The organism is Sessilibacter corallicola (genome assembly GCF_021290925.1).
Taxonomy (GTDB): domain Bacteria; phylum Pseudomonadota; class Gammaproteobacteria; order Pseudomonadales; family Cellvibrionaceae; genus Sessilibacter; species Sessilibacter corallicola.
Genome location: NZ_JAJSLX010000002.1, coordinates 1,068,405 through 1,093,798 on the forward strand (window position 1 = coordinate 1,068,405; position 25,394 = coordinate 1,093,798).

The window sequence follows — 25,394 nt, forward strand, 5'->3', positions numbered from 1 at the left end:
TCATTGCTTACGTTGCTTAGATTGCTTTTTAGCACTTAAATCGTTGATTTTTATAGATAAAAATCTAAGCAATGTAGCTTGCTTACACAAAATCGCCATTGCTTTTAAGCAATTGTAGGCCACAAAAATCACCGTAATCGATGCGTTTTTAAGCGCGCTCCAGCATTTTGGCGCAATCGTTCTTGGTTTTTATGGGGATTGGGGCGACAGGTAAACACTATGTATGATTCTGTATTAAAACAACTTCAATCTGCTGGTCTTTTGCTGGATTCATTCGAGGCAGATACCAACAGCATTGTTCGTGTTCAGGTAGACGGTGACACAGGTAAAAAGCGTTCCGGTTGGTATCGTGTTTTTAGTGTGATCAGTAAGGCGGGTAATACGTATTACGTCGGCTCTTACGGCAACTGGAAAAATCCAGCGTTACCAGAAAAAGGCGCAAACATTGAATACGACGGCAAAACCTTAAGTGAAGAAGACAAGGCAGCTATTAAACAAAAGCAGCGACAAGCTCAACAATCGGCTGATCGTGAACGCAAAGCGAAACAACAAAACGCGGCTAAACGCGCTGCTGATATTTGGCAAAAATTACCTAAACAGGGACGTTCCGATTACCTTAATCGTAAAAAGGTTGCCGCCTTTGAACTAGGTTTTTCGCGCGGTTCTGTGGTTGTTCCGGTAAGAAAGGTTAACGGTGACTTAGTAGGTTTGCAGTTTATTGCGTCAGACGGTACCAAGAAATTCTTAACCGGCACACCCAAAGGCGGTGCTATGCACGTATTGGGTGATATTGCCCAAAGCCAGACCGTAATCATTGCAGAAGGCTACGCCACCGCCGCAAGTTTGCACATGGCCACGCAATTACCGGTTGTGATTGCCTTTGATGCAGGCAACTTGCCCAAGGTCACCACCGCGCTACGCAAAGCTTTTGCGAAGGTAATGGTAATTATTGCCGCCGATGACGACACTACCGGTATTCAATACGCGCACAAGGCTGCAAGTCTTGCCGCTGGTAATGTCGTTGTACCCAGCTTTACTCAGTGCCCACCGCCCAACACCAAAAAAGCCTATTCAGACTTTAACGATCTGCACGTGCAACTTGGGCTTGAAGCCGTGGCCACGCAAATTAATGGCGCCATTCAGTCTTGGCAGCACCCCAATAAAGATGACCCCAATCAACAGCACCAACAACCGCAAAACGCGGTATCAAATGCACACATTGCAGACGACAACCCACCGCCGGATGATCGACAACTGAACGCCGGTTACGTGATTCGTGATGGTGGTGTCTATTGGGTTAATCCCGACAGCGACGACGGTGAAAGTCTATTTTGGATTTGTGGCCATCTAGAAGTGCTTGCCCTTGCGCGTACCAGTGAGCGAACCGAGTGGAGCGTTATGTTGGTCTTTCACGACCGCGACAATCAACGCTGCGAGCTGTGCATACCTATGCGCTTATTTGCGTCTGATCGTGGTGCCAAGGTGCTTGAAGAACTCTACAGCCGTGGCCTGGCCGTAGACAGCCACCGTAACAGCAAAAATCGTGTTCTCGATTACCTGCAAAAAGCCTCTCGTGTTACTACCAAACGAATGCGCCTTGTTAATCGTATGGGCTGGCACGGCAGCGCTTATATGTCACCGGTTGGTGTTATTGGTGATAGTGATGAACCCATGCATTACTACAGCGAGCGCACCTGTTTAAACCGCGCTCAAGTCACCGGCAGTTTACAAGGCTGGCAAGACAATATTGCCCGTTATTGCACAGGTAATCCGGTATTAATGTTTGCGGTATCCATTGCCTTTACTGGCCCATTGTTAGAGTGGGTAGGTTATAAAACCTTGGGTTTTCACATGCTGGGTAATTCCAGCCTAGGCAAAAGCTCGTTATCGGTGGTGGCAGGTTCTGTGTGTGGTGCACCTAATTACGTGCACACATGGAATACCACCTCAGCGGCGTTAGAATCCACAGCATCAGCACACAGTGATTCCATTTTAATTCTTGATGAAATCAACCAAGCCGACCCCTTTAGCGTTGGCCATACTGTTTATCAATTAGGAAACGAAGAAGGTAAAGCCCGTGCAACCGATACCGGTAGCAGTACGCGCACCCAACACAAATGGCGTTTAGTCTGGTTAAGTAACGGTGAGCGCTCTTTGAAGGAAATTCAAAACCGCGTGGGTAAAATTACCGAAGCAGGTCAAGAAATGCGTTTATTGCACATTCGCGCTGATTTACACACCAACGAAAAAGAACGTGCCAGCAAAGGCATTTATCAAAACCTACACGCCTTTGCAAACGGTGCTGCCTTATCAGAACACTTAAAAAAACAAGCCACTAAAAACCACGGCCACGCCTTTCAAGCGTTTATTCAATGGTTAACCTCTGCAACACCAGAAGAGCGCAGCAAGGTTGCTGCGTATTTAGATCGCATGGTTATGGAGTTTGAAAGGCAGCACCTAACCAATGCTGCCAGTGGGCAAGCAAGGCGTGCCGCTATGGGTTTTGCGTTGGTAGGTGAATGCGGTGAATTAGCCACCATGCAAGGCATTACCGGATGGCAAAAAGGCGAGGCTCGTGCTGCGGCGTCGATGCTGTTTAAAAACTTCTTAGCCGACCGTGGGGGCGAAGGTAACGCAGAAGACCGCGCTATACTCGAACAAATTACCATGCTACTGCAAACCAAAGCAGAATCTAACTTTACCCGTTGGGACAAAGAAGAGCCGTCAGTTGATACCCATCAGCCGCGCAGCATGACTCGTTGGGGATTTCGGAAAATTGAAGAAAACCACACCTATGGCGAGCAGTCTTATAGCGAAGAAGAACTGTATATTTTTAAAGAAGTATTCCGCAAAGAAATTTGCAAAGACCTAGACTACAAACGCGCCTGTGAACTCTTAAAAAAACGTGGTGCGCTAATTACCAGTAAAGGCAAAGGAAATCTTTACCAAAAAGTATTACCTGGTACCGGCAGCCGCCAAACCCAAGTGTATTTTATTAAAATGTCTGCCTTGCAAGATGTGCTCAACGAAAATGACGACAATAAACCCGACGATATAGAAGGCGTTGCCTAACGTTTAATGGCCACCACGTTATCAACGTCATTCCAATTACACTTTAATAACTGAGCGGCACTACCATCAAGGATTTGAACCGGAAAAACACACCGCTCTTTATTGCGATCGTTAAACGCCTGAAGATAACCGGCCAAGTACACCTCAAATTCTTGCTCGGTTAAATGCGGCCTTAATGATTCCGGTTCCACCATCCGTTGGCCTTCGGGTGCTGATATAGAAATCATGTGCTCGTAATCAATATAACAATAACAATAGCCCGTTACTTTTACGCTGCCTAACTGCATAACATCACCTGTATTGATTAATTAACTTTCCGTGCGAATAGCCACCACGTTATTAACATCATCCCAATTACGCTTTAATAGCTGAGCGGCACTACCATTAAGAATTTGCGATGGAAAAACACACCGCTCTTTATTGCGGTCATTAAACCCTTGAATATAACCCGCCAAATACACCTCAAATTCTTGCTCGGTTAAATACGGCTTTAATAATTCCGGTCGTAGCTTTTGATCGCCCTCAGCGCTGGTAACAGAAATTAAACTGTCTGCACTCGTCAAACTAAGATGAAAAGCGGTAATCTCAAAAGTACCCAATTGCATAACATCACCTGCGTATTAAATGCGTTAAAAGAACCCTACTCAACCAAGGCGACACCCGGCGTAAAATCCCAATCTTGTGGTTTGTTTTTATCGTTCATCGACTGCAAATAACCGATTAAAAAAATCATACGTGAACGGTTATCCATCGATTCCAAAAACTCAGCCGGTTCTTTTACTTCCTTGCCATCATCAGACTCGACAATGACAGCGCCAATTTTATTGACCAAATCAAACTGAATACCGGTTAATGCAAATTCCTTCTTGTTCATGGCTGACCTCTGTTATTTGCTGAGTTACTGTCTAATTTGATAACATTCTTAACTTTCCAACGGTTGAGCGTAATATTACAGCGGTCGTTTGCTGTTTACAACATTTTATAGCTCTAAATAGAAATTAAATTACGGTTGTGTGGGTATGAATGCTAAACAGTGCCGAATGGCTAGGGCTGGATTAGATTGGTCGGGTAAGTTTCTGGCCGAGCAAGCTGGAGTTAGGCATGCGACGGTCTCAGCCTTTGAGAAGGGCGGAGCTGCGTTAACAACTACGGTTGATAAAATGAAACACGCTTTATTGGAAACTGGAAGGGTACGATTTGATGGTGACAACGGTGTATTTGTAGATGACGTAAATCAGGTCTAGTACCAAAATAAGCCTTACTTGTTGGAATCGTATTGTTTCATATGATTTTCTATATCGAATCTGTCAGGGAAAATGGTTTCTTTATTATATTTAATATTAAATAGATCAGCTCCTTGTAGATCAGCTCCCTGTAGATCAGCTCCCTCAAGGTCAGCACCTTTGAGAGTAGTTCCTTTTAGATTAGCTCTAATGAGGTTAGCTTCTCCGAGGTTAGCTATGTTGAGGTTAGCTCTGTTGAGGTTAGCTCTGTTGAGGTTGGTTCTGTTGAGGTTAGCTCCGTAAAGGTTAGCTTCAGAGAGGTTAGCTCCTTTGAGGTTAGATTCTTTGAGGTTGGCTTCTTTGAGGTTAGATCCTTTGAGGTTAGCTCTTTTGAGGTTGGCTCCTTCGAGGTTAGCTCTTTCGAGGTTGGCTCCTTCGAGGTTAGCTCCTTCGAGGTTAGCTCCGTAAAGGTAAGCTCTGTTTAGGTAAGCTCCTTTGAGGCTAGCTCCGTCGAGGTAAGCTCCTTTGAGGTAAGCTCCTTCTAGGTGCGCTCCAGTGAGGTTAGCTCCGTCAAGCTTATTAGCTCTTCTGAGGTTATTAGCTCGGTAGAGGCTAGCTCCTTCGAGGTTAGCTCCTTCGAGTTTAGCTTTTTCGAGGTTAGCTCCTTCGAGGTTAGCTTTTTCGAGGTTAGCTTTTTCGAGATTAGCTTTTTCGAGGTTAGCTTCTTCGAGGTTAGCTCCTTCGAGGTTAGCTTTTTCGAGATTAGCTTTTTCGAGGTTAGCTTCTTCGAGGTTAGCTCCTTCGAGGTTAGCTTTTTCGAGGTTAGCTCCTTCGAGGTTAGCTCCTTCGAGGTTAGCTTTTTCGAGGTTAGCTCCTTGAAGGTTAGCTCCTTGAAGGTTAGCTCCTTGAAGGTTAGCTCCTTGAAGGTTAACTCCTTTGAGGTTAGCTTCTTCGAGATTAGCTCCTTCGAGGTTAGCTCTGTAGAGAATGGCTCCTTGGAGGTCAGCTTCTTCGAGATTAGCTCCTTCGAGGTTAGCTCTGTAGAGATTGGCTCCTTGGAGGTTAGCTTTGTCTAAATCAGCCCCCTGAAAGTTCGAATTATTCAAATTTTGATAAGACAAATCCTGATTGCACAAACTTAAATATGCCATTGAGGACAATATAAGTCTTTCTGAAGTTACATCATTCTTCCGATTAATTACTTGTTTAATGAAGTTTGTTTCTTCTCTGAAATTCGTAGAAGAGATGGTTTTTGTCGATAAACTGCAAGCGTGATGAACCACAAATAACATCTTTAATGCATTTCCAGATTGTTTGAGCATATCCTTAAAAGAGAGGTTTTCGAATAGCTCCATAGGTAGGTCGTGTTGAGAAGCAGCACTTAACAAATGGCTTATGGTATCTTGCAGGTTTTTATTTTCTTCAACAGAATCTTGCGTGAATCTACCGTTGATAAACTCTAAAATAAATATGTCAATAGCTACAGGACCAGTGATTTCCGCCCAGCGCTTTAATAACTCTTTCTCGTTTTTACCATCAACCTTTAATTTGTTGAGTAATTTCAGCTCTCTTACTAATCTTTTAGCAATTAAATATTCACCGAACGTTTTATGAGTGAATTCAAAGGTGTCTTCACCAAGAATGTTTTCATGACTTCTTGAAAAATAAAATGCAGTTAGTAATTGGCTAATATCTTTTTTTGCAGACTCGACATAAATTTTTAAATAATTCGTGATCCCTTCAGTTTTACAACGTTTTTCTATTTGCGATTCTTTTGCTGTTCTGGCGTCACCACTATGCCAAGCAACAAGTGCTATTTCCTCTAACACATGTCTATATTGATCCTCCTCTAAATGCCTTGCGCCGTGATGAGTGCCTTCGCTGTACCAATCACGTTCAAAAACTTTATGGAACAATTTGTCGTAAATTTTATTGATGGTTATATTTTCGAGGTTAAAGTCATTCGGCTTATAAGTGAGAGCAACTAATAAATTAAGTAAAGGTTCACGGGTGATTTCGAGTAAGCTATCCGTTTTAAAATTATTGGGTATACCTTCATATTGTTGTCCTATACCTGTACCGTATTTACTCCACCATAAATCTCGTTGATCTACACGTAATAAGTTGTTGGGATCTTCAAACTGTATTTTCTCGTCATTAAACTTATCGTGATATTTATTAACGATAAATGGCAATAAATACAATGTTTGGGCAAGGCGTTTAAAGTTTCTGCTAGTTGATTGAACGGCAATGTCACGTCCAGTGATTAGCACTTGCCATCGGCATGAATGATCATTAGCGTTTTCTACATTGTTGATAACGTCGTCTACAAATGCGGTTGCGGCGGCAGCGGCTGTATCACCACGTCTTGAAAGCTCATCAAGGCCATCTAAAATGAGTAATAATCGACCTTTACTTACTCTAGTATCCAGAGGGTTAAAACCTCGGGGGAAGTAATTCAATTTACTGGTAAAGTCTATTACAGCATTATAATCATAACCCTTAAGCTTATTGATTTGTATAAATAAAACCGGAATATCGGGCATGCTACGTGCGACAGTTACAGCAAACATTTTAGTAGCGGATGACTTACCAGAACCCGGTCCGCCACTAATCACTTTTATGGCGTTATTCCGGTTAAACTCTTTAACCCAATCCGTAAGTTCAGACTCTAAATCAACCACCTGAGCAGTTGGGGTTTTGGTGGTCTCTTGTGGATTTTCATCTTCATCTATAGAGCTCTTTGGTTTATCTAGATAATAAAAAGCGCGTAATGGAACGTAAATGTGTTCTAGCGTTATGGGTTCATCAAAGATACTTTGTTGTGTTTCAGCCGTTAACCAGCCTTTGTATTGCATCCAGCCTAAGGCTAATGCTTCAGCTTCTGCAAAAGGCCCTGAAAGTGCAGTTTGAATACATTCATAGTCTTTTGAGTTAGCAGCCCAAGTTCTACCCAGCGAAAAACTAAAGCTCGACTTTAATCGGCGAAAAAATTCGTTTGCCTTATCTTGCGACATACCTAAGTTTGTTAACCAATTTGTGAATGCTGGCTGTAAGTCGTTAAATAAAGATAAATCTTCTGGGTTACTAAAAAAGTTATAGGGCAAATAAAATTTCAGCTTTTCCAGTTTATCGCTAAGCGTTTTCGAAAAATCGTCTTGCTGTTTATCGTCAATGTCTTTATCGAAATCATCTTTGTACTCTACAGATAAATTATTAATCGATAAGACCAACGCTCTAAATACTAATAACCAAGCTGCGTGCTCGGTATTACCCTTAAACGAAATCCCGAATAGCGCATCCATTAAATTGCCAGCCACACCGAGATAATCCTGTTTAACGCCAGAGAGAAGCGCTTTGCCTAACGCTTTAAAGCTATCTTTAGGCGAAATCTTTAGATCGCGAAACAGAGCGTTAACGGGCTTTTCACCGGTAATGCTGGCTGGTGGTGTGGGCATAGAAGAGCGGTTCCTTGATGTACTGAATTCCAATGGCAAAGCCAGTTTAAGAATAAGTGATCAAAACCTATTCTGTATCCCTCCTACGGTGGTTGCAAGTAGTAAAAACCACCAGATAAACCCACCGAGCAACACGTTAAAACGACCGAGCATTTTCAAAATCTCGGTGATTTATTGACCAAATATCCACAAAAATTCAGCCTACAATTGCTTAAAAGCAATCTAAGCAATGTAAGCAACGCAAAAAAGACACCATGCACAACTACCCCTAACCCCAACCGAATGTTCACCACCTGCGCACCCACAAAAACCGTCACCAAACCCAACATCAACAACACATAAAAAGGCCAATAAATAAACAGTTATTTAAAACCCACGTCACCTCATATGCTGAACGCAAATTAACCAGTCACCAACCACCAACAGACAACCATTCCCAAGAATTCATGGGTCCTTCCTAGTGGGTATTAGCTACGGGGGCGCTAGTGCGCAGAATTTTTACAGCCGAAGTGGCTCTTATAGGGGGTTCCGGTTCCGGTTTAAAGTAAGAAGGTATGGCTATTGTTTGAATAACCAACAATATAAGAGTGAATGTGAGGGTAAATGAGATAAATCGTTGAGAATAAGTCATCACCACAGAAAAGCAGGTGTAAGCCCAGCGAAACGAAAGTGGTGCTACTTTTGGTGCTATATTTCAAAAATTGAATTGGGTAAACGTATATAAATCAATGATTTATGGATATATTTCAAGTCCGGCCTTGGCACCATTTCTTTTTTTGATATCTTTGACGATATCAAACTTCCTTAAATCTCTTTCAATATAGAGAATTCACTGTAAGAAATACTTCTTATCTTCACATAACACCGCTGTGCAGTACTCAGTTTACTTTTTCCAATCTACGTATTACCAAGGGTATGGCTAGTTAAAGTCTGTGATGAGTTACACTGGTTTTAAATTAAGCGATATGATTTACCGGTGCCTAGAAAAACCTTTTGAGCGCAAGTTAATGAAAATCTGAATTGCCGCCAGTTATATTCAACTCTATGGGGTATAAGTCACATATACGTAAATTTGGCGCCTATTTTTTAACTTGCGGCCTTTTGATAACATTTGATGTTCCCATAGAGCTGTTTAACTGCTGTTATCCTTAAGAATTAATTTTCTCGAAATTAAGGATCAAACATGTTGCCTCATCACAGTATGCCAACAAAGAAGCCTTATGCATTTAAGAGTATGACAGAGCGTGCAATAGAAAAATTTGTCGGCATTGAAAACCCAACTCTTGGCGATCTCAATGTTTTAAAAGTAGCTGGGCAGGTTGAAGCAGGTGTAGAAGAGTTGTTGGCTTATTTACGTGACGGCTATACCAAAAAATCTCGTACTGAGCTTGAAGAAGAAGTTCATGATTCTAAAAAGCTTGGCCAACGTATGAATCTTGTTAACAACCAAAAGCCACATCCCACTTTATGCCAGGCTCATGCAATTGTTTCTGGTGGGCACCCGAGAGCAGCTACTCTAAGAGGTATTCTTGCTAAGTATAAAATACGTATAGATGACCCTGATAATGGTTGCTGGTTACCTAATAATACAGAGGCAAAGAAAAAAATGAGAAGCCCAGCTGTGCCTCACAGTAGAATCCATCGTAAAAATTATTATCGTTGGATGGATACTTATATACGGCTTCCCGCTACCAACAACGAAACTTATTGTCGATTCCAGCTCAATATGATCAAAGATCGGTTATTAAATATGGATAGTTTACCGGACTACGTCATGTTACCCGCAGGAGAAAAAGTTACATCATGATTTACCGTATTCATCCTTCAACTGATAAATTCTTATGTTTACATATTGACGGAAAAGAAGCTCGCAAAGTGTTGGGGGAGAATACAGATTTCAATATTGATCCCAGCCCAATTTCTTATCGTGATCAATGGAAAACGATGGTTATTGAGTTTTATGATGACGATTCGGAAGCAGAGGCCGTTCCTGATATTTCAATGCGAGTTGGAAAGCTATTTTTGAGCAATAAAGCTTACGAAGTATTAAAGAATTTATTTGATTCGTATGGTGAGTTCTTACCCGTTATTTATGATGGCGGAAGCGGATATATTTTTAATTGCTTAGAGTTGGCAGAACAACATAATGCGGTAAACAATCAACTCAGTATGCACGCCCCCTTAAACGATAAATTTTCTATAGTTTTTGATGAAAACAAGCTATCTGGAATTGACATATTCCGCTGCGAAATAGATTTAGACGCTTTTTTTGTATCAGAAAAAATTAAAAAAATAATTGAAATGGAACAGCTAACTGGAATCACATTCACCGCCGATGTAAGTCATCCGTTCCCACCGGAATTTAATATGAAAACCAATCATTAATTACACCTGTAATGCGCCATCCAGCTCCAAGTGAAATATCCGGCAACTGGAAATTCGTTTAACGCTGGAAATCGCCCCCGAAACTTTGGAGGGCACCTTTGGCTTTCCAGTCTACACACTGGCTAGGAAAGCTACCCTCGGAAAAGCAGGAATGTGACAAACCACAGTTTCATCCTTTGAAAAAGGTGGTGCTTCGCTCATCACTACATTAGATAAAATAAAGGCTGTATTGCTTCCAGTTGGTTGTTTTCGTTTTGAGGGTAGCTATTAGTGAGCAACCTAAATTTACTTTATCTGATCGTCTTCATGATCAGTATTTATCTCAGGATATAACTCCCTTTCTTGGAGACGAAGAATGTAAGCTTTATGTGCCTCTAGGCATTCATCCCTATCTATACCCTCTGGAAAAACGGTATGTTCATTAAATTTATCAGTTGCTACGCTATCACTTATTAATCGAGTGTGCTTGAGGTTGGTGCCGTTAAGGGATGTGCCAGCAAACCTTACTCCTCTCAAAAAAGCACCTTCTAAATCTGAACCATCAAGGATCGCATCCTCTAAAATATCCCTTAAACCTCTCCTCTGGATTCTAGTACGACGATACAAGCTTGCGCCACAATCTTGAAAGTCTATTCCGAATTGTGCACCTTTAAGATCAGCATTGATAATCTTAGCTTTACGTAATTTTGACCTGGTTAACACCGCTCCTTTAAGGTTGGTATCAGTAAAATCAACACTGTCTAAATTGGCCGAGTGTAAATTTGCTCGATATAGATTCGTATTCCTCAAGTTAGAGCCAGTCAAATTTGCGTCAGTGAAATTATAAAAAGCAAAATTCTCAGACTCTAAATTTAAATACTGTAAACAGAGTTTAGCGGCTTTAAGGAATACAGATTCGTTCCCGATGATTCGTAAAAGCCATTCAGAGAACATACCTTGCCAATTTATGAGTAAAACCTCTTTCGTTATTAAAGCGCAAGCCGAATGAACGACCAATAACATTTCCTCAGCGTTACGCAAGTAGGTTAGTATACATTTGAAGTCTAGCTTTTCCAGTCCGGCAGTAGGAACCCCTTGGCAAACACAGAGTTGTAGTAAGTCACCAAAGGTTTTTTGCCATATTTTAAGTGTGTCCAATGGGTAACTTTGTATTTCATTCTGCAAAAATAAATAGATATTTCTATTTATCTCTGTTGGTCCGGTAACCTCTACCCAGGTAGTTAATACTTTTGAAGTGTTGGGATTGTTTGAGCGAATATTATCCCTACTTAGCTCCAGATTAATTTGTTTAATTAATCTAACTATTCTTTTTGCAACAAGATATTCACTAAAGCTTTTGTGTGTAAATTCAAAACTTTTGTTTTCTAGTTCAGAGTTATTACTCCGGCGGAAGTAAAAAGCGGTTAACAGTTTGCTAATACCTTTATCGATACTTGTTTGGTATGCTTCTAAGCTATTTTTTAATCCGTCAGATTTAATATTACTATAGATTTCTTCTTCTGAAGCAGTGCGACCGTTGCCATGCCAAGTACTAAGCGCAATCACCTCTAAAACTTGTTCAAAATTTTCATGTGTTAATTTGCCAATCGATGCATGTTTTCTGCCTAGAGATGACTGACCTTCCCATTGGCGTTCGTAAATAGAATTTAGAAGGTCGGCGTAAATTTTGTTTAATGTGGTGCTTTCCTTAAATTGTATTTGGTTTTCTTCATAACTTAATGCTACTAAGTAATTGAGTAGCGGCTCTTGAGTAATGGGAGCTAGGTTGTCTGCTTTTAATTCGTTGGGCATTGATTTGTATGTTTTATTACTTACCTTGGCATATTTTTCCCACCATAGATCTCTTTGATCTTCTACTAATAGTCGTTCTTTATCGATATAGTTTTCTAAATCGTCCTCACTAGTATAGTAGGGTAACAAGTGAAGAATTTGCTTGTCTTTATATAATTGATGAGAGTTCGCTTCAATGACTAGATCACGACTTGTAATAAGAGCTTGGTGTTTTAAGCCTTTTTCATTAAATATATTTAAATTTTCAATCACTTCTGCAAGAAAATGTTCTGCTGTATCTGTCGAGGACTTGTCTCTATTTGAGAGTTCATCCAAACCATCAAATATTAATAGGAGCCGGTCTTCTCCTCCGTTAAATGCAAAGGGGTTATGAGATAGATGTGTATGGTTTTTTACGAAACTTTCAATAGAATTAATTAAATCGTCTTTAAGTTTAAAGTGATGCAATGGAATAAATAATACTGGTACATAAACTACCTCAGTCACGATTTGTGCTGCAAACATTTTGGAAAATGAAGACTTACCAGAACCCGGTCCACCGCTGACTACACGTATAGAATCATCATAGTTAAAGTTATTTACCCACTGTAGTAATTCTTCGTGGATATCTACTACAACTTTTTCTGAGTTAGCTAAGGTAGCTTCTAGGTTAGCTTCAATACCTAAATTAACAGTTTTAATATCATTGTCTTTAGTTACACTCTCTCGGAGGTAAAAGGCCCTAAGCTTCACGTAGATTTGTTCCAAGCTAAATGCTTCGGCAAACATACGTTGTTTTACTTGATCTTTTAACCAAGCATTGTATTGAATCCATTCTCGTTGTTTTTTTTGCGCTTGTACAAATGGCGTTGCAAGAGCGTTTTCAATACTTTGATAATCTGCTGATTTATCTAACCAACATTTGTGTAGTGAGATAACAAAATGATTTTTTAGTCGATAAAAGAAAGCTCGGGCCTCATGTTCTTTTAATCCTAAACCGGTCAACCAAAAACATAGAGGGGCTTCGAGATAGATAAAAAACTCTAATTTGTCTGGTTGGTTAAAAAAATTAAGGTCTAAGTCTATTTCAATGTCTTGTAATTCTTCGTCTAAGCGGTGAGTTACAGACTCTAGAGTAGATTCGCTGCATTCCAAATCAAACAGGTCACGGTAATCTTCAACCAGTAATGCAATGGATCGTGTAAGAGCGTTATAGATTAAAGCCCAAGCGGCATATTGGGCTTTTACGGCTGGACTTACTTCTGTCAAACCATCCCATATATTGGTCGCCACACCATAATAATCTTGTTTAACGCCAGATATTACAGCCTTTCCGAGAGCTTTAATTGTCTTCTTAGGATCAAGTTTCAATCTTTTAAATATATAAACAGGTTTCTTAGCGATCAAATCGGTTTGGTCATCCATGTTGCGGGCTGCTCCCTGCTAATTATTTTGTTTGTTGAAGTCAGTTAGTGGCTAGGTGATCAAGCATTATTGTGTATCGCTATTGAAGCTACCGCAAGCAGTACAAACCATCAGATATACCCATCGAGCGACATGTTAAAATGATCGAGCACATTTCAAAATGTCGATCATTTATTGATTAGATATCAACAGAAATTTAGCCTGTAAATGTTTAAAAGCAATGCTTATTTCACGTTGCTTTTGCCAATTGCTTATTTATTTTCTTTTAATATCAATAAGTTAAGTTCGAATAAGCAATCTAAGCAACACTATAAAGGCACCATGCACAACCACCCCTAATCCCAATCAAATGTTCACTACTTGCGCGCGCACAAACAAAGCTACCATATCCAACATCAACAGAATATAAAAAGGCCAATAAATAATCATTTAAAGCCTTATAACCCTTCTTTCTGATCGCTAATTCATCAACATTAAGCCAGTAACAAAGCACCTTATCCAAACAACTAGTCACTAACTCCATCACCACTAATGTAACAACTCAACCCACCTGGGGGAGGCAAACAACCACTTGATGTGCAAACAACATTTGATAATCTCCCTCTGAATGAAGAAGATAAAAAACTATTCTGGATTGAAGGCACCAATAAGCGCTTCGATGGCTATAACTATTTTGGTAAACATCCAGAAATGATGATCGAATGGTTCGATAAATACATGAAATAAAAAGTTTAAATGGCAGATTAATAACTCTTATGATTCGATATTTCTTGGTTTTAACACTTTCAATTTTATCGCTTGGTTGCTCTATAAACCAAAGTAATAGTGATTTTTACGTTAATCACAATGACAAAAGCTTAGGAGAATTCTCAGAATTTTGGTCTGCCTGCCATAGCTTTTACGCCTCGTCCGAAGATAGTCGATGGTTGTTAATTATAGATTTGCCGAAAACGAATGGTGAATTCAATCCAGGTGAGTTTGTTAAACTCATTGATTTAATACACTATCAGGATAAAGAGTGTGAAATTTCTCTATACAAAGGCAATGATATTCAATGTGAAGCCGATAAGAGTATTGTTACAAAAGCATCTGAAGGGGAAGGGCTGGTTCGTATCACAAGCGGTTCTTTTTCTTATACAGATTGGGTTCGAATTAAATTAACCTCAATGTCATTTCAGCATCCTGACGGAAAAATAAATATTGATGAGATAAATATTCCAAAGCAGGAAGTTTCGAATTTTTGTGCGGGGTAGTTTTTGCATAGATATAGGAGCAAACCACCTAAAGATTATGCATCCGGAGATTGTCATAGTGAGCAATGTAAAGCAGCTGTCAGAAAAACAAAAAAAGGCAAATAGTCAAAAATCTGATTCTCAAAAAGCATTGGCCACAGCTAAAAGAGCTATGGCGGATATGAAAACTAAGCGCCACCTCGAAGAGCCAGATCAGTTAGCGTCAGGCCGATCGGACAAAAATGGTAATATGGTCATACCCGATTCCGGTGATGAATAAGTAATGGACGGAGATAATAATGTATGAGTAAAAAACACTCTGATACACATGTAAATGTGAGAAACAACAATATACCGTTTTATCTCAAGAAGCTAATCCTAATACGTCTCAAGCCAAAGCGATTAACGCGGCTTTAAAAGCGAAAATGCGTGCGTTAAAAGTCCAGAAATAGAAAACATCTGTGACAGTTAGCTTTCGTTAGAAAATAAGCAATTAATCATTCTCTGAATACATTTGTTTGTATCCCCAAATAGAGCCGACGATAAATATCACGCCCATAATCAATAGAACAACAATATCGAATGCTACCCAATTTAACCCGAAATGCAGCACTATAATTAAAGTAATAAGAAGGAAAGAAGCAAACATCGCTGCTTTTACGATAGGCATTTTACGTCCTTGTAAATAATCGCTTTTAAAGCCCAACTTCCTCAAGTCTCACGCACAATCAGCTCGGTTTTTATCACTTCAGATTCTGGTGTGTTACCGTCGAGTTTTTCCATCAATTTTTTTACTAACAGCTTTCCTGCTTGATATGGATCTTGGCGAACGGTAGAAATGGGTGGATTAAAGTAGCGTGTTGGCGCTATGTCGTTATAGCCAACAATCGATACGTCTTCTGGAATAGAAACGCCACGTAATCGAAGCGCATGAATAAATGCCATGGCAGCGTTATCGTTAAAGGCAAAAATTGCGTCTGGATAGGTTTTATTATTATCTAAAAAAATATTCGCCTGTTCGAAGACAGATTCATACGAAAAATTATTGAGCGCTAAATCTTTGACTTCTACGGTTTGGTTACTTTCGTCAATGGCTTTTTGTAAACCGTTGCGGCGACCATAAATTTCTTTAAATGTTGTATCGCCAACAAATAAAAAGTTTTTACGTTGGTGTTGCAATAAATATTGCCCAGCTAAAACACCACCTAAAAAATTATCGCTGCCAACAACACAATAGGGCGTATCTTCAGAACTGGCTCCCCATACAATCATGGGGGCGCCGTATTTTGCCAGCGCTTCTAGCATATCTTCACGATGGCCTTGACCTAAAAAAATAAAACCATCGGCGCCGCGAGAGGCAAGCATGTGTTGAAAGGTTTCTATGTTGTTGTGGCTAGGCGCGCACAGCAATAAATCTTGGTTTTCTTCGCCTAATACTTCTGAAACCCCGGCAAGGAGTTCAAAAATAAAGGGGTCGGCCACGTGATTGCGTCTTAATGATTGATAATCGAGAGATACCGCAATGGTATTGGTGCGTTTATGTCGTAGTTTTTGAGCGTTGCGGTTAACGGCGTAACCGTGTTTGCGCGCGATTGCCCGAACGTGTTCTTTGGTTTCTTCGTTTACCAACGGGCTGTCGCTCAGGGCTCTTGAAACGGTTGGTTTAGAGACGTTCGCTAGTCGAGCGATATCGCCCATGGTAACAGGTTGCTTAGCAGACATAACTTAATCCTTGCAACTGACGTATCTGATACAAATAGACCACCTTAATTCAATCTTGTTATGAATACGCCGCCGTTTTTATCAGTATGTAGGCGTCCGTATAAGGTTTATTACCTTTTCCTTAAATATTACTTCAAATGCCAATGAATGGCATTGCTAATTTGGGCAATTCAAATTGCCGTTGTGAACCGCGTTTTATCTGTGATACCTGCATAATTGACTACAATCATTCAAAATCACGCCTGAAACGGTGATTCAATAAGATCTGAAAAAATAATGAAATGCATTTCATTGAATTGTTGAAATGCATTTCATAAGGTTGTATCTTACCCAACATCACATGAGAGAGCACTGTGCGGCAACCGTCGCAGCCTTTTAAGCAGTAAGGATGTGATCGTCGCGTAGTCAGCAACTATGGCATTTTTTGTGGAGCCAATTGTTAAACTAGGTCGAGGCACGATATGAAAATAAAAAAAACAGCACTCTTCAACACCATTCAATTTCCACCCGCTACCTTGGCAATGGTAATCGCAGGGGTTATTGCAGCACACGGGGCGACCGCAGCCGAGACTTCTTCAATACTTGAAGAAGTGGTAGTAACCGGTAATCCTGGGGGACTGGAAAAAAGTAAAATTGATTCTAGCTTTGCCATTAGCACGGTCAGCGCTGATGACATCACCAAGTTCTCACCCAAAAGCACAGCCGATTTATTAAAATCCATTCCGGGCGTTGTTGTTGAAAGCTCCGGTGGCGTCAGTGGTGCCAATATTTTTGTACGCGGATTCCCGGCATCTGGCGATGCGGAATTTGTGACGGTTCAAGTCAATGGCGCACCTATTTTTCCGCCGCCAACCTTATCTTTTTTAGAAAATACCACGTTATTTAGAATTGACGATACCATTGAACGAGTCGAAGGTTTACGCGGTGGACCAAACCCCGTGTTATCGAATGGCCAACCGGGTTTAACAACCAACTTTGTTTTAAAGCAAGGGGGCGAAGAGACCGAAGGTTCGGTTAAATACACAACGTCTGATTACGACCTACAACGTTTTGACGGCGTCGTGAGCGGCGCGCTTTCCGACGGTTTGTATTATATGGTTGGCGGTTACATTTCTAGCTCGCCGGGTATTCGGGATGCAGGATTTAACGCAGAAGAAGGCCGACAATTTACGGTTAATATCACCAAAGAATTGGACGACGGCGAAATTAATTTTTGGCTGCGCGATACCGACGATCACGGAACCTGGTATTTACCTGCGCCTATTGGTGTTCCGGGCGTGGACAGCGAATTTACTTACGTAGGTACCTTAAATCGACAAACCACAATCGAGTTTGGCCCAGACAACACATCGCAATCGTTTAATTTTGGCGATGGCCGCGGTTGGGACGGTAATGTCTTTGGCGGTAGTGTTGAATTTGATTTAAGTGACGGCTGGACTTTTGTTGATCGCTTCAGTTACACCAGTGGCGATGCCAATACCCTCGGCCTGGTGCCCAGCGGTCAAGCAAGACAAATTGGTGATTTAGGTTTAGCCAGTGCAACTACCGTTGGTACCGGACGAACCTTAGACGCAGACACCTATGTACAACGCGTCGGTTTTTGGGTGGTACAAAAAGAAATTGAAGCCTTCACCAATGATTTAACCTTGTCAAAAACTTGGGACAACGTCAGCTTCACGGTAGGTTATTACGCCTCAACCTATTCTTCCGACGATTGGTGGTCCATTGGTAACGACGATCGTTATCTTGAGGTTGCCCCCGGCGGTGAAATTACCGATATCGATTGTACAACACCGGGAATTTTGGCCGATTTAGGTTGCGGATTTAATTTTGATTTAAACAGCAGTGGCGATGGCCGAACCGACGCGTTTTATGTTGCCAGTGAATGGTTTGCCACCGATAACATCACGTTGGATATCGGTTTACGTCGAGAAACCCATGAAATTGAATACACTGCCGATCAGGGGTTAGACGGCACCATTGATAACTTTGTCGATTACAGTGAAACCGAATTGTCTTGGACATTGGGCGCTAATTTATCACTGAACGAAAATTCTGGGGTATTTTTCCGGGTGAATTCCGGTAGCAAAATGCCTTTCTTCGATGATTTTCGCGATAATTTCGATGTCTTCCAAAGCGGTGGCGATTTAATTAAAGACATCGATCAATACGAGTTGGGTTACAAATTGGCGACCGATAATATCGGTTTTTATGCAACTACATTTTTTAATACCGTTGATGGTGCGCAAAGCGTGACGCAACCGGGTGCTCCAGTTCAAGTCACCAAGAACGAAGCCTACGGTCTTGAATTAGACGCCGATTACGTGACCGATTACGGTTTCTCACTCACATTGAACGCAACAATCCAAGAGACGGAAATTACGGAATCTACCACCGCAGCAAACGAAGGTAATGAAGCACCCAGACAACCGGGTTGGCAATTGCGCGTAACACCGAGCTACGAGTTCGACATCAGCGAAGATGTAATTGCAACGGTTTATGGATCAGCGACCGTTATTGACGATCGTTTTTCTGACCCAGAAAACCAGCAGGTTTTGGACAGCTACGAAAAGTTTGATCTGGGTGTGATTCTAGAAGTATCTGAAAATCTCAACTTTCAGTTGGCGATCGATAACATAACCGATGAAGATGCCTTAACCGAAGGTGATCCGCGTGTTGTGGGCGTCGCTGAAAACGGTAGAACCATTTTACCGCGCTCTGCAAAATTTAGCGTAGGTTACACTTTTTAATCACTAGTAAATATCGAGAGGTTGGTTGTGATTGACTCGTAACCCCAGTTGGTTGCGAGTTTTTTTCTTTCCAATATTACCGTTACTGTGTTGTAAAAAGAGTGTCGTAAAAAGTACGATCCTAACAACCCGCTAAGTTTAAAGAGAAACGAGAATGAATAACCAGACGATCAAGTTATCTTTGTTCATCAACTATTTTGTCTTTGGTATTTTGCTCAACAGTGTCGGCACTGTTATTTTGCAGGTACAAAACACCTACGGAGTAACCGAGTCGGCGGCGAGCGTCTTAGAGGCATTCAAAGACTTAAGCATCGCAATTACGTCATTTTTAGTGGCTTCTTTTGTGGTGCGCATTGGCTATAAAAAATGCATGTTGTTGGCACTGGCAATCGTAACCGTGGTTTCTCTGTTAATGCCGCAAATTCCTGTATTTTGGATGACCAAATTAATGTTCGCTGCTATCGGTATTAGCTTCGCATTAATCAAGGTCTCTGTGTTTGCGTCGCTTGGTTTAGTCACGTCTGATTCCAAAGATCACGTCAGTTGGATGAACTTTTTAGAATCATTTTTTATGGTTGGTGTGTTGTCTGGGTTTTTTGTTTTTAGTCAGTTTGTGGACGACGCAAACCCTGGCTCTATGGCCTGGTTAGATGTTTATTACTTAATTGCAGGTTTAACATTCTTCGCATTCTTGTTGATGTTGTTTACGCGTTTGGATGAATCGCAAATTCACAGCGAAGGTGACAATCCCTCGCTGGTTGAAGACTTTAGCGAAATGATTCAATTAAGTATCAAGCCGTTGGTACTGATCTTTATTGTTTGTGCATTTATTTATGTATTAATTGAACAAAGCATTATGTCGTGGTTGCCGACGTTTAATAATACCATTCTCAATCTTCCGACATCGTTAAGCATTCAAATGGCCAGTATCTTGGCGGCGTCGACTGCCTTGGGCCGATTCGTTGCTGCGTTAGTTTTCCAGTGGGTAGACTGGTTTAAAACGCTCACTATTGCGCTGGTACTGGCAGCCGTGCTTGTGTTGATTGTTTTGCCATTGGCTGGGCAATCGTCCAATACCGTGATTACCGGTTGGTCAGATGCACCGCTTGCCGCGTTTATTTTTCCGTTGGTTGGTTTTTGTTTAGCGCCAGTTTATCCAGCCATCAATTCCGTGATTCTCTCCAGCCTGCCGGTTCGTCAGCACGCGCCTATGACGGGTTTGATTGTTGTATTTTCGGCTTTAGGTGGCACTACAGGATCGATAGTTACTGGAACGCTGTTTGAATTTTTTGGCGGTAAAACTGCATTTTATTTCTCCCTGTTACCGATTTCTTTGTTGTTGTTTTCTTTGTATTGCTTGAAGAAAAAAACATCACATTCCTCGAACACTATGAATAGTGCCGGTGCTGTCGGCTCTACGCATTAATGTATTAATTGAGTAAAAACTGTGTATAAACCGAGTACGATTTACGCTGATTTATTTAAAGACGTGCAATTATCTGAAATATTTTCAGATTCAAAAACGTTTGTTGATGCAATTCCCAAATACGATTGTGAAAAAATTAATCAGGATTACCAGGTTCAATCTGCCGAACCTGATTTTGATTTATTGCATTTTGTTACCGACAATTTTCAGTTGCCTCACTATCACGAGGTCGAATCACCTTCGAATAACTCATTAGAATCTGTAAGAAGCGAAATTGAAAATCTGTGGCAACAGTTGTCTCGCGGCAATAACACACGTGATGATAAAACCTGTAGCGATAAAAAAATCGATGCGCAGTCTTCCCTAATCAGTCTACCAAAACCGTTTATAGTGCCCGGAGGCCGTTTTAAAGAAATCTACTATTGGGATTCATACTTCACCATGCTCGGATTAATTGAATCGGGCAAATTGTCGATGGTTGAAAGTATGATCGAAAACTTTGCTTATTTGATTGATCACGTTGGGCATATTCCCAATGGTAACCGCTCTTACTACGCCACGCGCTCGCAATTACCTTTGTTTGCCTTGATGGTTGAACTGTTCGCCGAGCAGCAACAAGACGAGGCGATCTACACTCGATATCTACCGCAATTAGAAAAAGAATACGCATTTTGGATGGCAGGGGCGGAGTCTTTGTTGAATCACGGAGACTCAGAAAAACGGGTTATTAAGTACCAAGATACTTTCCTAAATCGGTATTGGGATGAATCCTGTGCGCCTCGCGACGAAAGCTATTTGGAAGACATTCGCTTAGCCAACGAGTGTGATTGCCAAGCGTCGGATCTGTTCAGAAACTTACGAGCAGCGTGCGAATCGGGCTGGGATTTTTCTTCTCGCTGGTTGAGTGACTACACCTCGTTACATTCCATCAATACAACCCAGATTATTCCCATCGATCTTAATGTTGTTATGTTTAAGCTGGAATCTGTATTGGCTAAATCGTACACATTGGAGGATAACCATTCAGCCGCTGATCGCATAAGTCAGCAAGCCAAACGCCGCAAAACACTTATTCAAGAGCTATTTTTCAGTGAAGAGCAAGAGAGCTTTGTGGACTTAACCCTCAATGATTTTTCGCAGTCTCCGGTATTGTCAATTGCAACCTCAGTGCCGTTATTTTTTAAGGTCGCTACCGATAATCAAGCCGAGGCGGTTGCAAAAACTATCCGAGAAAAACTGTTAAAACTCGGCGGCTGGGTGACGACAGAACAGGTCACTGGGCAACAGTGGGATTCCCCCAATGGTTGGGCGCCCATGCAATGGTTTACGTATCAAGGTTTACGTAATTATGGATTTAATGACGATGCCGTTGAAGGTGCATTACGATGGGTGAAAAATAATGTCGATACCTATCACACGACAGGAAAATTTTGGGAGAAGTACAACGTAGAATCCGTTGGTTGTTCAGGTTCTGGGGGAGAATATTCCGTTCAGGAAGGTTTTGGTTGGACCAACGGGGTTCTACTGAAATTTATGAATGAACTGGATGTTGGCGATTACAATTAATCCAAAGAATCATTATTTAGCATTTACTTACTGTTGAGAGTACAGTAAGTAAATAATAATGACCGTTAAAAGAGCAGACAGCCCTTGCCAAAATAAAACCGGATTTCGCTCAATTAATGGTGCCTTCGTTTGGTTGACGAAGGCCTTATTGGGATAACGTAAATCGGTTAAGAATTCACTGGTTACCTCATAACGTTTGCCTGGGTCGGTATTTAGCGCTTTGCGTAACGTAAAATCTACCCACGCTGGCGTTTCTCTATTTTCATCCAACACACTTCGATACTTTAACCGTTTTTGTGCGGAACGACTGCGGGTTTTGGCGATTTCAGTACCGTAAGGCAGTCGTCCAGATAACATTTGATAGGCGATCACAGCAAGCGAAAACTGATCTGACAACGACGTCCCATATTCGCCAATAAAGTATTCCGGTGCCGTGTATTGAGCCGTACCTAGAATTTCGTTGCGACTCATCGTCGAAGAAATTTCCTCCAGTCCGGCAACCCAAGTTGAACCAAAATCGATAATTTTTACGGTTCCGGTATTATCAATCATGATATTTTCTGGGCGTAAATCTTGGTGCAGCATTTCTAAACGGTGAAACGCTAACAAACCTTTCGCGATTTGCTCGATGATTTCTCGTACCTGTTCAAGGCTGGGTTTGGGATTATCAATCATCCATTGAGTTAATGTTTGCCCCTCAATGTATTCCGTAGCAACGTAAATGTACGTTTTAGGACGAGTGAGCCTGCACGGTTTTAACACATGTGCACTGTTGATGCGTTGAGCAATCCATTCTTCAATTAAAAAACGCTCTAAAAATTGTTCGTTGTTTTGGTATTCTTGCGCAGGCGCTTTCAACACCATTTGTTGTTTAGTTGTGTTATCAACCACCAAATAAACGTGGCTGCGTGCGCTGTGATAGAGCGGGCGAATAATAGAGAAGCCATCAAACTGTTGTCGCGCTTCCAATACCGGCGGGAATGACAACTGGTGCACGGATTGCGAAATTTCGGATGCGTCCAAACTGGGCAGATCATCAACGCAGAGAATTTGAAAGGTTAAATTGTCGTTACTGCCTTTGTCGTGGGCGAGTTGAACAATCTTCTTTGCGGCTAAATCCAGATCATCACTGTGTTGATGAAAAATAGACGTCATTTCTTCATCGGTTAAAAACTCGTAAATTCCATCGGTTGTCAGAAAAAATGTACTGCCAGCTTCAATAGCAATTTGGGAGTAATCAAAATCGACAAATTCCCCCATGCCCATTGCTCGCTGAAGATAATGTTGGCTACTCGATACATAAATGCGGTGTTCTTTGGTTAGTGTTTCTAAAGAATTACCGTGCAGTTGATAAATCCGTGAATCACCCACATGGAATACGTGTGCAGTCGACGACTTGATCACCATTCCACTGAAGGTACAAACATAGCCTTTGTCTAAATTATAACGGTAGCTGCTGCGCCGAGTTTGGGAATACAGCCAGGAATTAATCGCATTTAACACACACTGTACGGATTTTTTTACACTCCAAGATTCCGACGTGCTGTAGTAATCATCAAAAAAGCTGGTAACCGCGGTGCGACTGGCTTCTTGACTGACGTTACTGCTACTGATGCCGTCTGCCAAAGCAATGGCAACGCCCTTGGTATTGAGTGCAGCGTCTTCTGGAATACAGACACCGTGATAATCTTGGTTAACGGCTTTGCGGCCCTTATCACTGAATTGGCCCGTACGTATTTTTAGTGTGTTATTCATCATTATGGGAGCCTCTGATTAATCTCAAGATCACTCAGGCCGTTGAGTTTTTCCTTAATAATTCCTGATCATAAAGTTCTAACGGGTTAAATCTACAAAGTACAACAGGAAAAACCTGCAAGCCCCTGGGGGCGAGAGCTCAAGCGCACATTTGCGGCGTTGCCGTTTTTATTAAGGCCACACTGTCTGTTATAGAAAGGGCCATTAATTGCAAACGGCGCCTTGCAACTGCACGCTTGAGATCACGCTGAGTAATTTTGAGATTAATCAGAGGCTCCTAAATAAATAAACCCAGAGTTCTGTAAGAACCCTGGGTTTGGATAAGCTAAAAATCAATAAGTACTAAATTGATTACAGTGCAGCTACCGCATCTGCTTTTTTATCTTTTGCAGTACGTGCTTTGCTTTCACGAACGTGAGTGAAATAAATTGGTAATCCTACCAATAAGAATCCACCTACTAGGTTACCCAAAGCGGTTGGGATTTCATTCCATAGGAAGTAATCCACCAAGTTAAAATCGCCACCCATAATTAGAGAGAATGGGAAAAGGAACATGTTCACGATAGAGTGTTCGAAAACCATGTAGAAGAACAACATGATTGGCATCCACATCGCGAAAATTTTACTGATTGCTGAGGTGGAAATCATTGCACCAACAACACCCATCGACACCATCCAGTTACACAACATGCCGCGAATAAAGATAGTAAACCAACCGAGAACACCGTGTTCTTTGTAGCCTAATGTCCGCGATTCACCGATTGTTGCCACTTTTTCGGCTACCGCGCCGCCGTCAATTTGATAACCGTAGGTTAAAATAAACGAGGCAAAAAATGCGGTCGTGAGTGCACCTGCGAAGTTTCCTAAAAATACCAAACCCCAGTTGCGAAGCAGACCAGACATATCACAACCAGGTCTTTTATCAATAAGTGCGAGAGGTACTAGAGTAAATACACCGGTCAACAAATCGAACTTCATCAGATACAACATGATAAATCCGACTGGGAATAAAACCGCGCCGAGAACTGGGTTACCGGTTTTGGTAATGACTGTGATAGCAAAAAATGCTGCAAGGCCAAGAATGGCTCCAGCCATAAAAGCACGAATAAACGTGTCTTTGGTTGACATAAATATTTTTTGCTCGCCTGCGTCTACCATTTTTTTGGCAAACTCGCTTGGTTCTAAATAAGCCATTGTGAAATTACTCCTAATATAAGTGTTAAGGTGCCAACTGATATTGCTGCGGTTCAGAATCATTAGTTTTATTTGGAGGCAACACAGACCTCGCAATTAAAATGCCAAAAGGCATATACACAGCAAATAGCCATTTAATCGGTATATTTAGATCAATATTGGAGTGGATTGCACCAATTTAGAGGTTGAAATTTATTTGTGCACCTGAATCGATTATCCAATACAGCTGAATAGTGATTGAAATGGGGAGTTTTTGTGGCAGGTAATGCTAAGTGGCTTATTTTGGGGCGAACTGTTAAGAGTCGCGGTTAATAATCAATTTTTACTGACTCAACGGCGCAAATGGCAAAGATAGAATTCTCGGGACAATTCATTGGTACCAATTACGGTACCAATGGTTTTATTGGGGGCTGGCT

19 protein-coding genes are annotated in these 25,394 nt (G+C 41.3%); 10 read left to right on the top strand and 9 right to left on the bottom strand.

Annotated features, from left to right (window positions below; genetic code table 11):
* Positions 1-219 precede the first annotated feature (219 nt).
* Complete coding sequence (locus LU361_RS11870; RefSeq protein ID WP_233089054.1) at positions 220-3,072, top strand: DUF927 domain-containing protein; 2,853 nt, start codon at positions 220-222, stop codon at positions 3,070-3,072.
* Here LU361_RS11870 and LU361_RS11875 read toward each other — a convergent pair.
* Genes LU361_RS11875 through LU361_RS11885 form a run of 3 tightly spaced genes read right to left on the bottom strand, consistent with a single transcriptional unit; the run spans position 3,069 to position 3,946 of the window.
* Positions 3,069-3,359 carry a hypothetical protein gene (locus LU361_RS11875; RefSeq protein ID WP_233089055.1) on the bottom strand — a complete coding sequence of 97 codons (291 nt, stop codon included), beginning with the start codon at positions 3,357-3,359 and terminating at the stop codon, positions 3,069-3,071. The genes LU361_RS11870 and LU361_RS11875 overlap by 4 nt on opposite strands.
* A 21-nt stretch (positions 3,360-3,380) precedes the next feature.
* Entirely contained in the window at positions 3,381-3,677 is a 297-nt protein-coding gene (locus tag LU361_RS11880) for a hypothetical protein (RefSeq protein WP_233089056.1), read from the bottom strand.
* Positions 3,678-3,712: 35 nt separating this feature from the next.
* The gene (locus tag LU361_RS11885) at positions 3,713-3,946 is read right to left on the bottom strand and encodes a hypothetical protein (RefSeq protein ID WP_233089057.1); all 234 of its coding nucleotides are present in this window, start codon (positions 3,944-3,946) and stop codon (positions 3,713-3,715) included.
* Between the two features lie 166 nt (positions 3,947-4,112).
* On the opposite strand from LU361_RS11885, the gene LU361_RS11890 reads away from it, so the two are divergent.
* A complete protein-coding gene (locus LU361_RS11890) occupies positions 4,113-4,316 on the top strand; it encodes a helix-turn-helix domain-containing protein (RefSeq protein WP_233089058.1) in 204 nt (67 codons plus the stop codon).
* Between the two features lie 14 nt (positions 4,317-4,330).
* Here the strand turns inward: LU361_RS11890 and LU361_RS11895 are convergent, their stop codons facing one another.
* Positions 4,331-7,753: a pentapeptide repeat-containing protein gene (locus LU361_RS11895; RefSeq protein WP_233089059.1), complete on the bottom strand. Its 3,423-nt coding sequence runs from the start codon at positions 7,751-7,753 to the stop codon at positions 4,331-4,333.
* A gap of 1,183 nt (positions 7,754-8,936) precedes the next feature.
* On the opposite strand from LU361_RS11895, the gene LU361_RS11900 reads away from it, so the two are divergent.
* Positions 8,937-9,560 (top strand): AHH domain-containing protein, encoded by a 624-nt coding sequence (locus LU361_RS11900; protein ID WP_233089060.1) that lies wholly within the window; start codon positions 8,937-8,939, stop codon positions 9,558-9,560.
* Positions 9,557-10,138 (top strand): imm11 family protein, encoded by a 582-nt coding sequence (locus LU361_RS11905; RefSeq protein WP_233089061.1) that lies wholly within the window; start codon positions 9,557-9,559, stop codon positions 10,136-10,138. The genes LU361_RS11900 and LU361_RS11905 overlap by 4 nt, the downstream gene beginning before the upstream one ends.
* 285 nt (positions 10,139-10,423) lie before the next feature.
* On the opposite strand, the gene LU361_RS11910 is transcribed toward LU361_RS11905, so the two are convergent.
* The gene (locus tag LU361_RS11910) at positions 10,424-13,333 is read right to left on the bottom strand and encodes a pentapeptide repeat-containing protein (protein WP_233089062.1); all 2,910 of its coding nucleotides are present in this window, start codon (positions 13,331-13,333) and stop codon (positions 10,424-10,426) included.
* 576 nt (positions 13,334-13,909) lie between these two features.
* Between LU361_RS11910 and LU361_RS11915 the strand changes: the two genes are divergently transcribed.
* Genes LU361_RS11915 through LU361_RS11925 form a run of 3 tightly spaced genes read left to right on the top strand, consistent with a single transcriptional unit; the run spans position 13,910 to position 14,845 of the window.
* Positions 13,910-14,059 (top strand): hypothetical protein, encoded by a 150-nt coding sequence (locus tag LU361_RS11915; RefSeq protein WP_233089063.1) that lies wholly within the window; start codon positions 13,910-13,912, stop codon positions 14,057-14,059.
* A 29-nt stretch (positions 14,060-14,088) separates the two neighbouring features.
* A complete protein-coding gene (locus LU361_RS11920; protein ID WP_233089064.1) occupies positions 14,089-14,586 on the top strand; it encodes a hypothetical protein in 498 nt (165 codons plus the stop codon).
* 58 nt (positions 14,587-14,644) lie between these two features.
* Positions 14,645-14,845 (top strand): hypothetical protein, encoded by a 201-nt coding sequence (locus LU361_RS11925; RefSeq protein ID WP_233089065.1) that lies wholly within the window; start codon positions 14,645-14,647, stop codon positions 14,843-14,845.
* A gap of 213 nt (positions 14,846-15,058) precedes the next feature.
* Here LU361_RS11925 and LU361_RS11930 read toward each other — a convergent pair whose 3' ends face one another.
* Both LU361_RS11930 and LU361_RS11935 read right to left on the bottom strand, forming a co-directional pair.
* Entirely contained in the window at positions 15,059-15,235 is a 177-nt protein-coding gene (locus LU361_RS11930) for a hypothetical protein (protein ID WP_233089066.1), read from the bottom strand.
* A 41-nt stretch (positions 15,236-15,276) separates the two neighbouring features.
* Positions 15,277-16,287: a LacI family DNA-binding transcriptional regulator gene (locus LU361_RS11935; protein WP_233089067.1), complete on the bottom strand. Its 1,011-nt coding sequence runs from the start codon at positions 16,285-16,287 to the stop codon at positions 15,277-15,279.
* A 461-nt stretch (positions 16,288-16,748) separates the two neighbouring features.
* Here LU361_RS11935 and LU361_RS11940 point away from each other — a divergent pair, with 461 nt between their 5' ends.
* The 3 genes from LU361_RS11940 (at position 16,749) to treF (ending at position 22,029) form a co-directional block, all read left to right on the top strand.
* Complete coding sequence (locus tag LU361_RS11940; protein ID WP_233089068.1) at positions 16,749-19,037, top strand: TonB-dependent receptor; 2,289 nt, start codon at positions 16,749-16,751, stop codon at positions 19,035-19,037.
* Between the two features lie 154 nt (positions 19,038-19,191).
* On the top strand, positions 19,192-20,463 hold the full coding sequence (locus tag LU361_RS11945; protein WP_233089069.1) for an MFS transporter: 1,272 nt from the start codon (positions 19,192-19,194) through the stop codon (positions 20,461-20,463).
* A 21-nt stretch (positions 20,464-20,484) separates the two neighbouring features.
* Positions 20,485-22,029, top strand: coding sequence for an alpha,alpha-trehalase TreF (gene treF / locus LU361_RS11950; RefSeq protein ID WP_233089070.1), 1,545 nt, complete (start codon positions 20,485-20,487; stop codon positions 22,027-22,029).
* Positions 22,030-22,056: 27 nt separating this feature from the next.
* On the opposite strand, the gene LU361_RS11955 is transcribed toward treF, so the two are convergent.
* A complete protein-coding gene (locus tag LU361_RS11955; protein WP_233089071.1) occupies positions 22,057-23,787 on the bottom strand; it encodes a bifunctional protein-serine/threonine kinase/phosphatase in 1,731 nt (576 codons plus the stop codon).
* 348 nt (positions 23,788-24,135) lie between these two features.
* On the bottom strand, positions 24,136-24,978 hold the full coding sequence (locus LU361_RS11960; RefSeq protein ID WP_233089072.1) for a formate/nitrite transporter family protein: 843 nt from the start codon (positions 24,976-24,978) through the stop codon (positions 24,136-24,138).
* Positions 24,979-25,394: the final 416 nt, after the last annotated feature.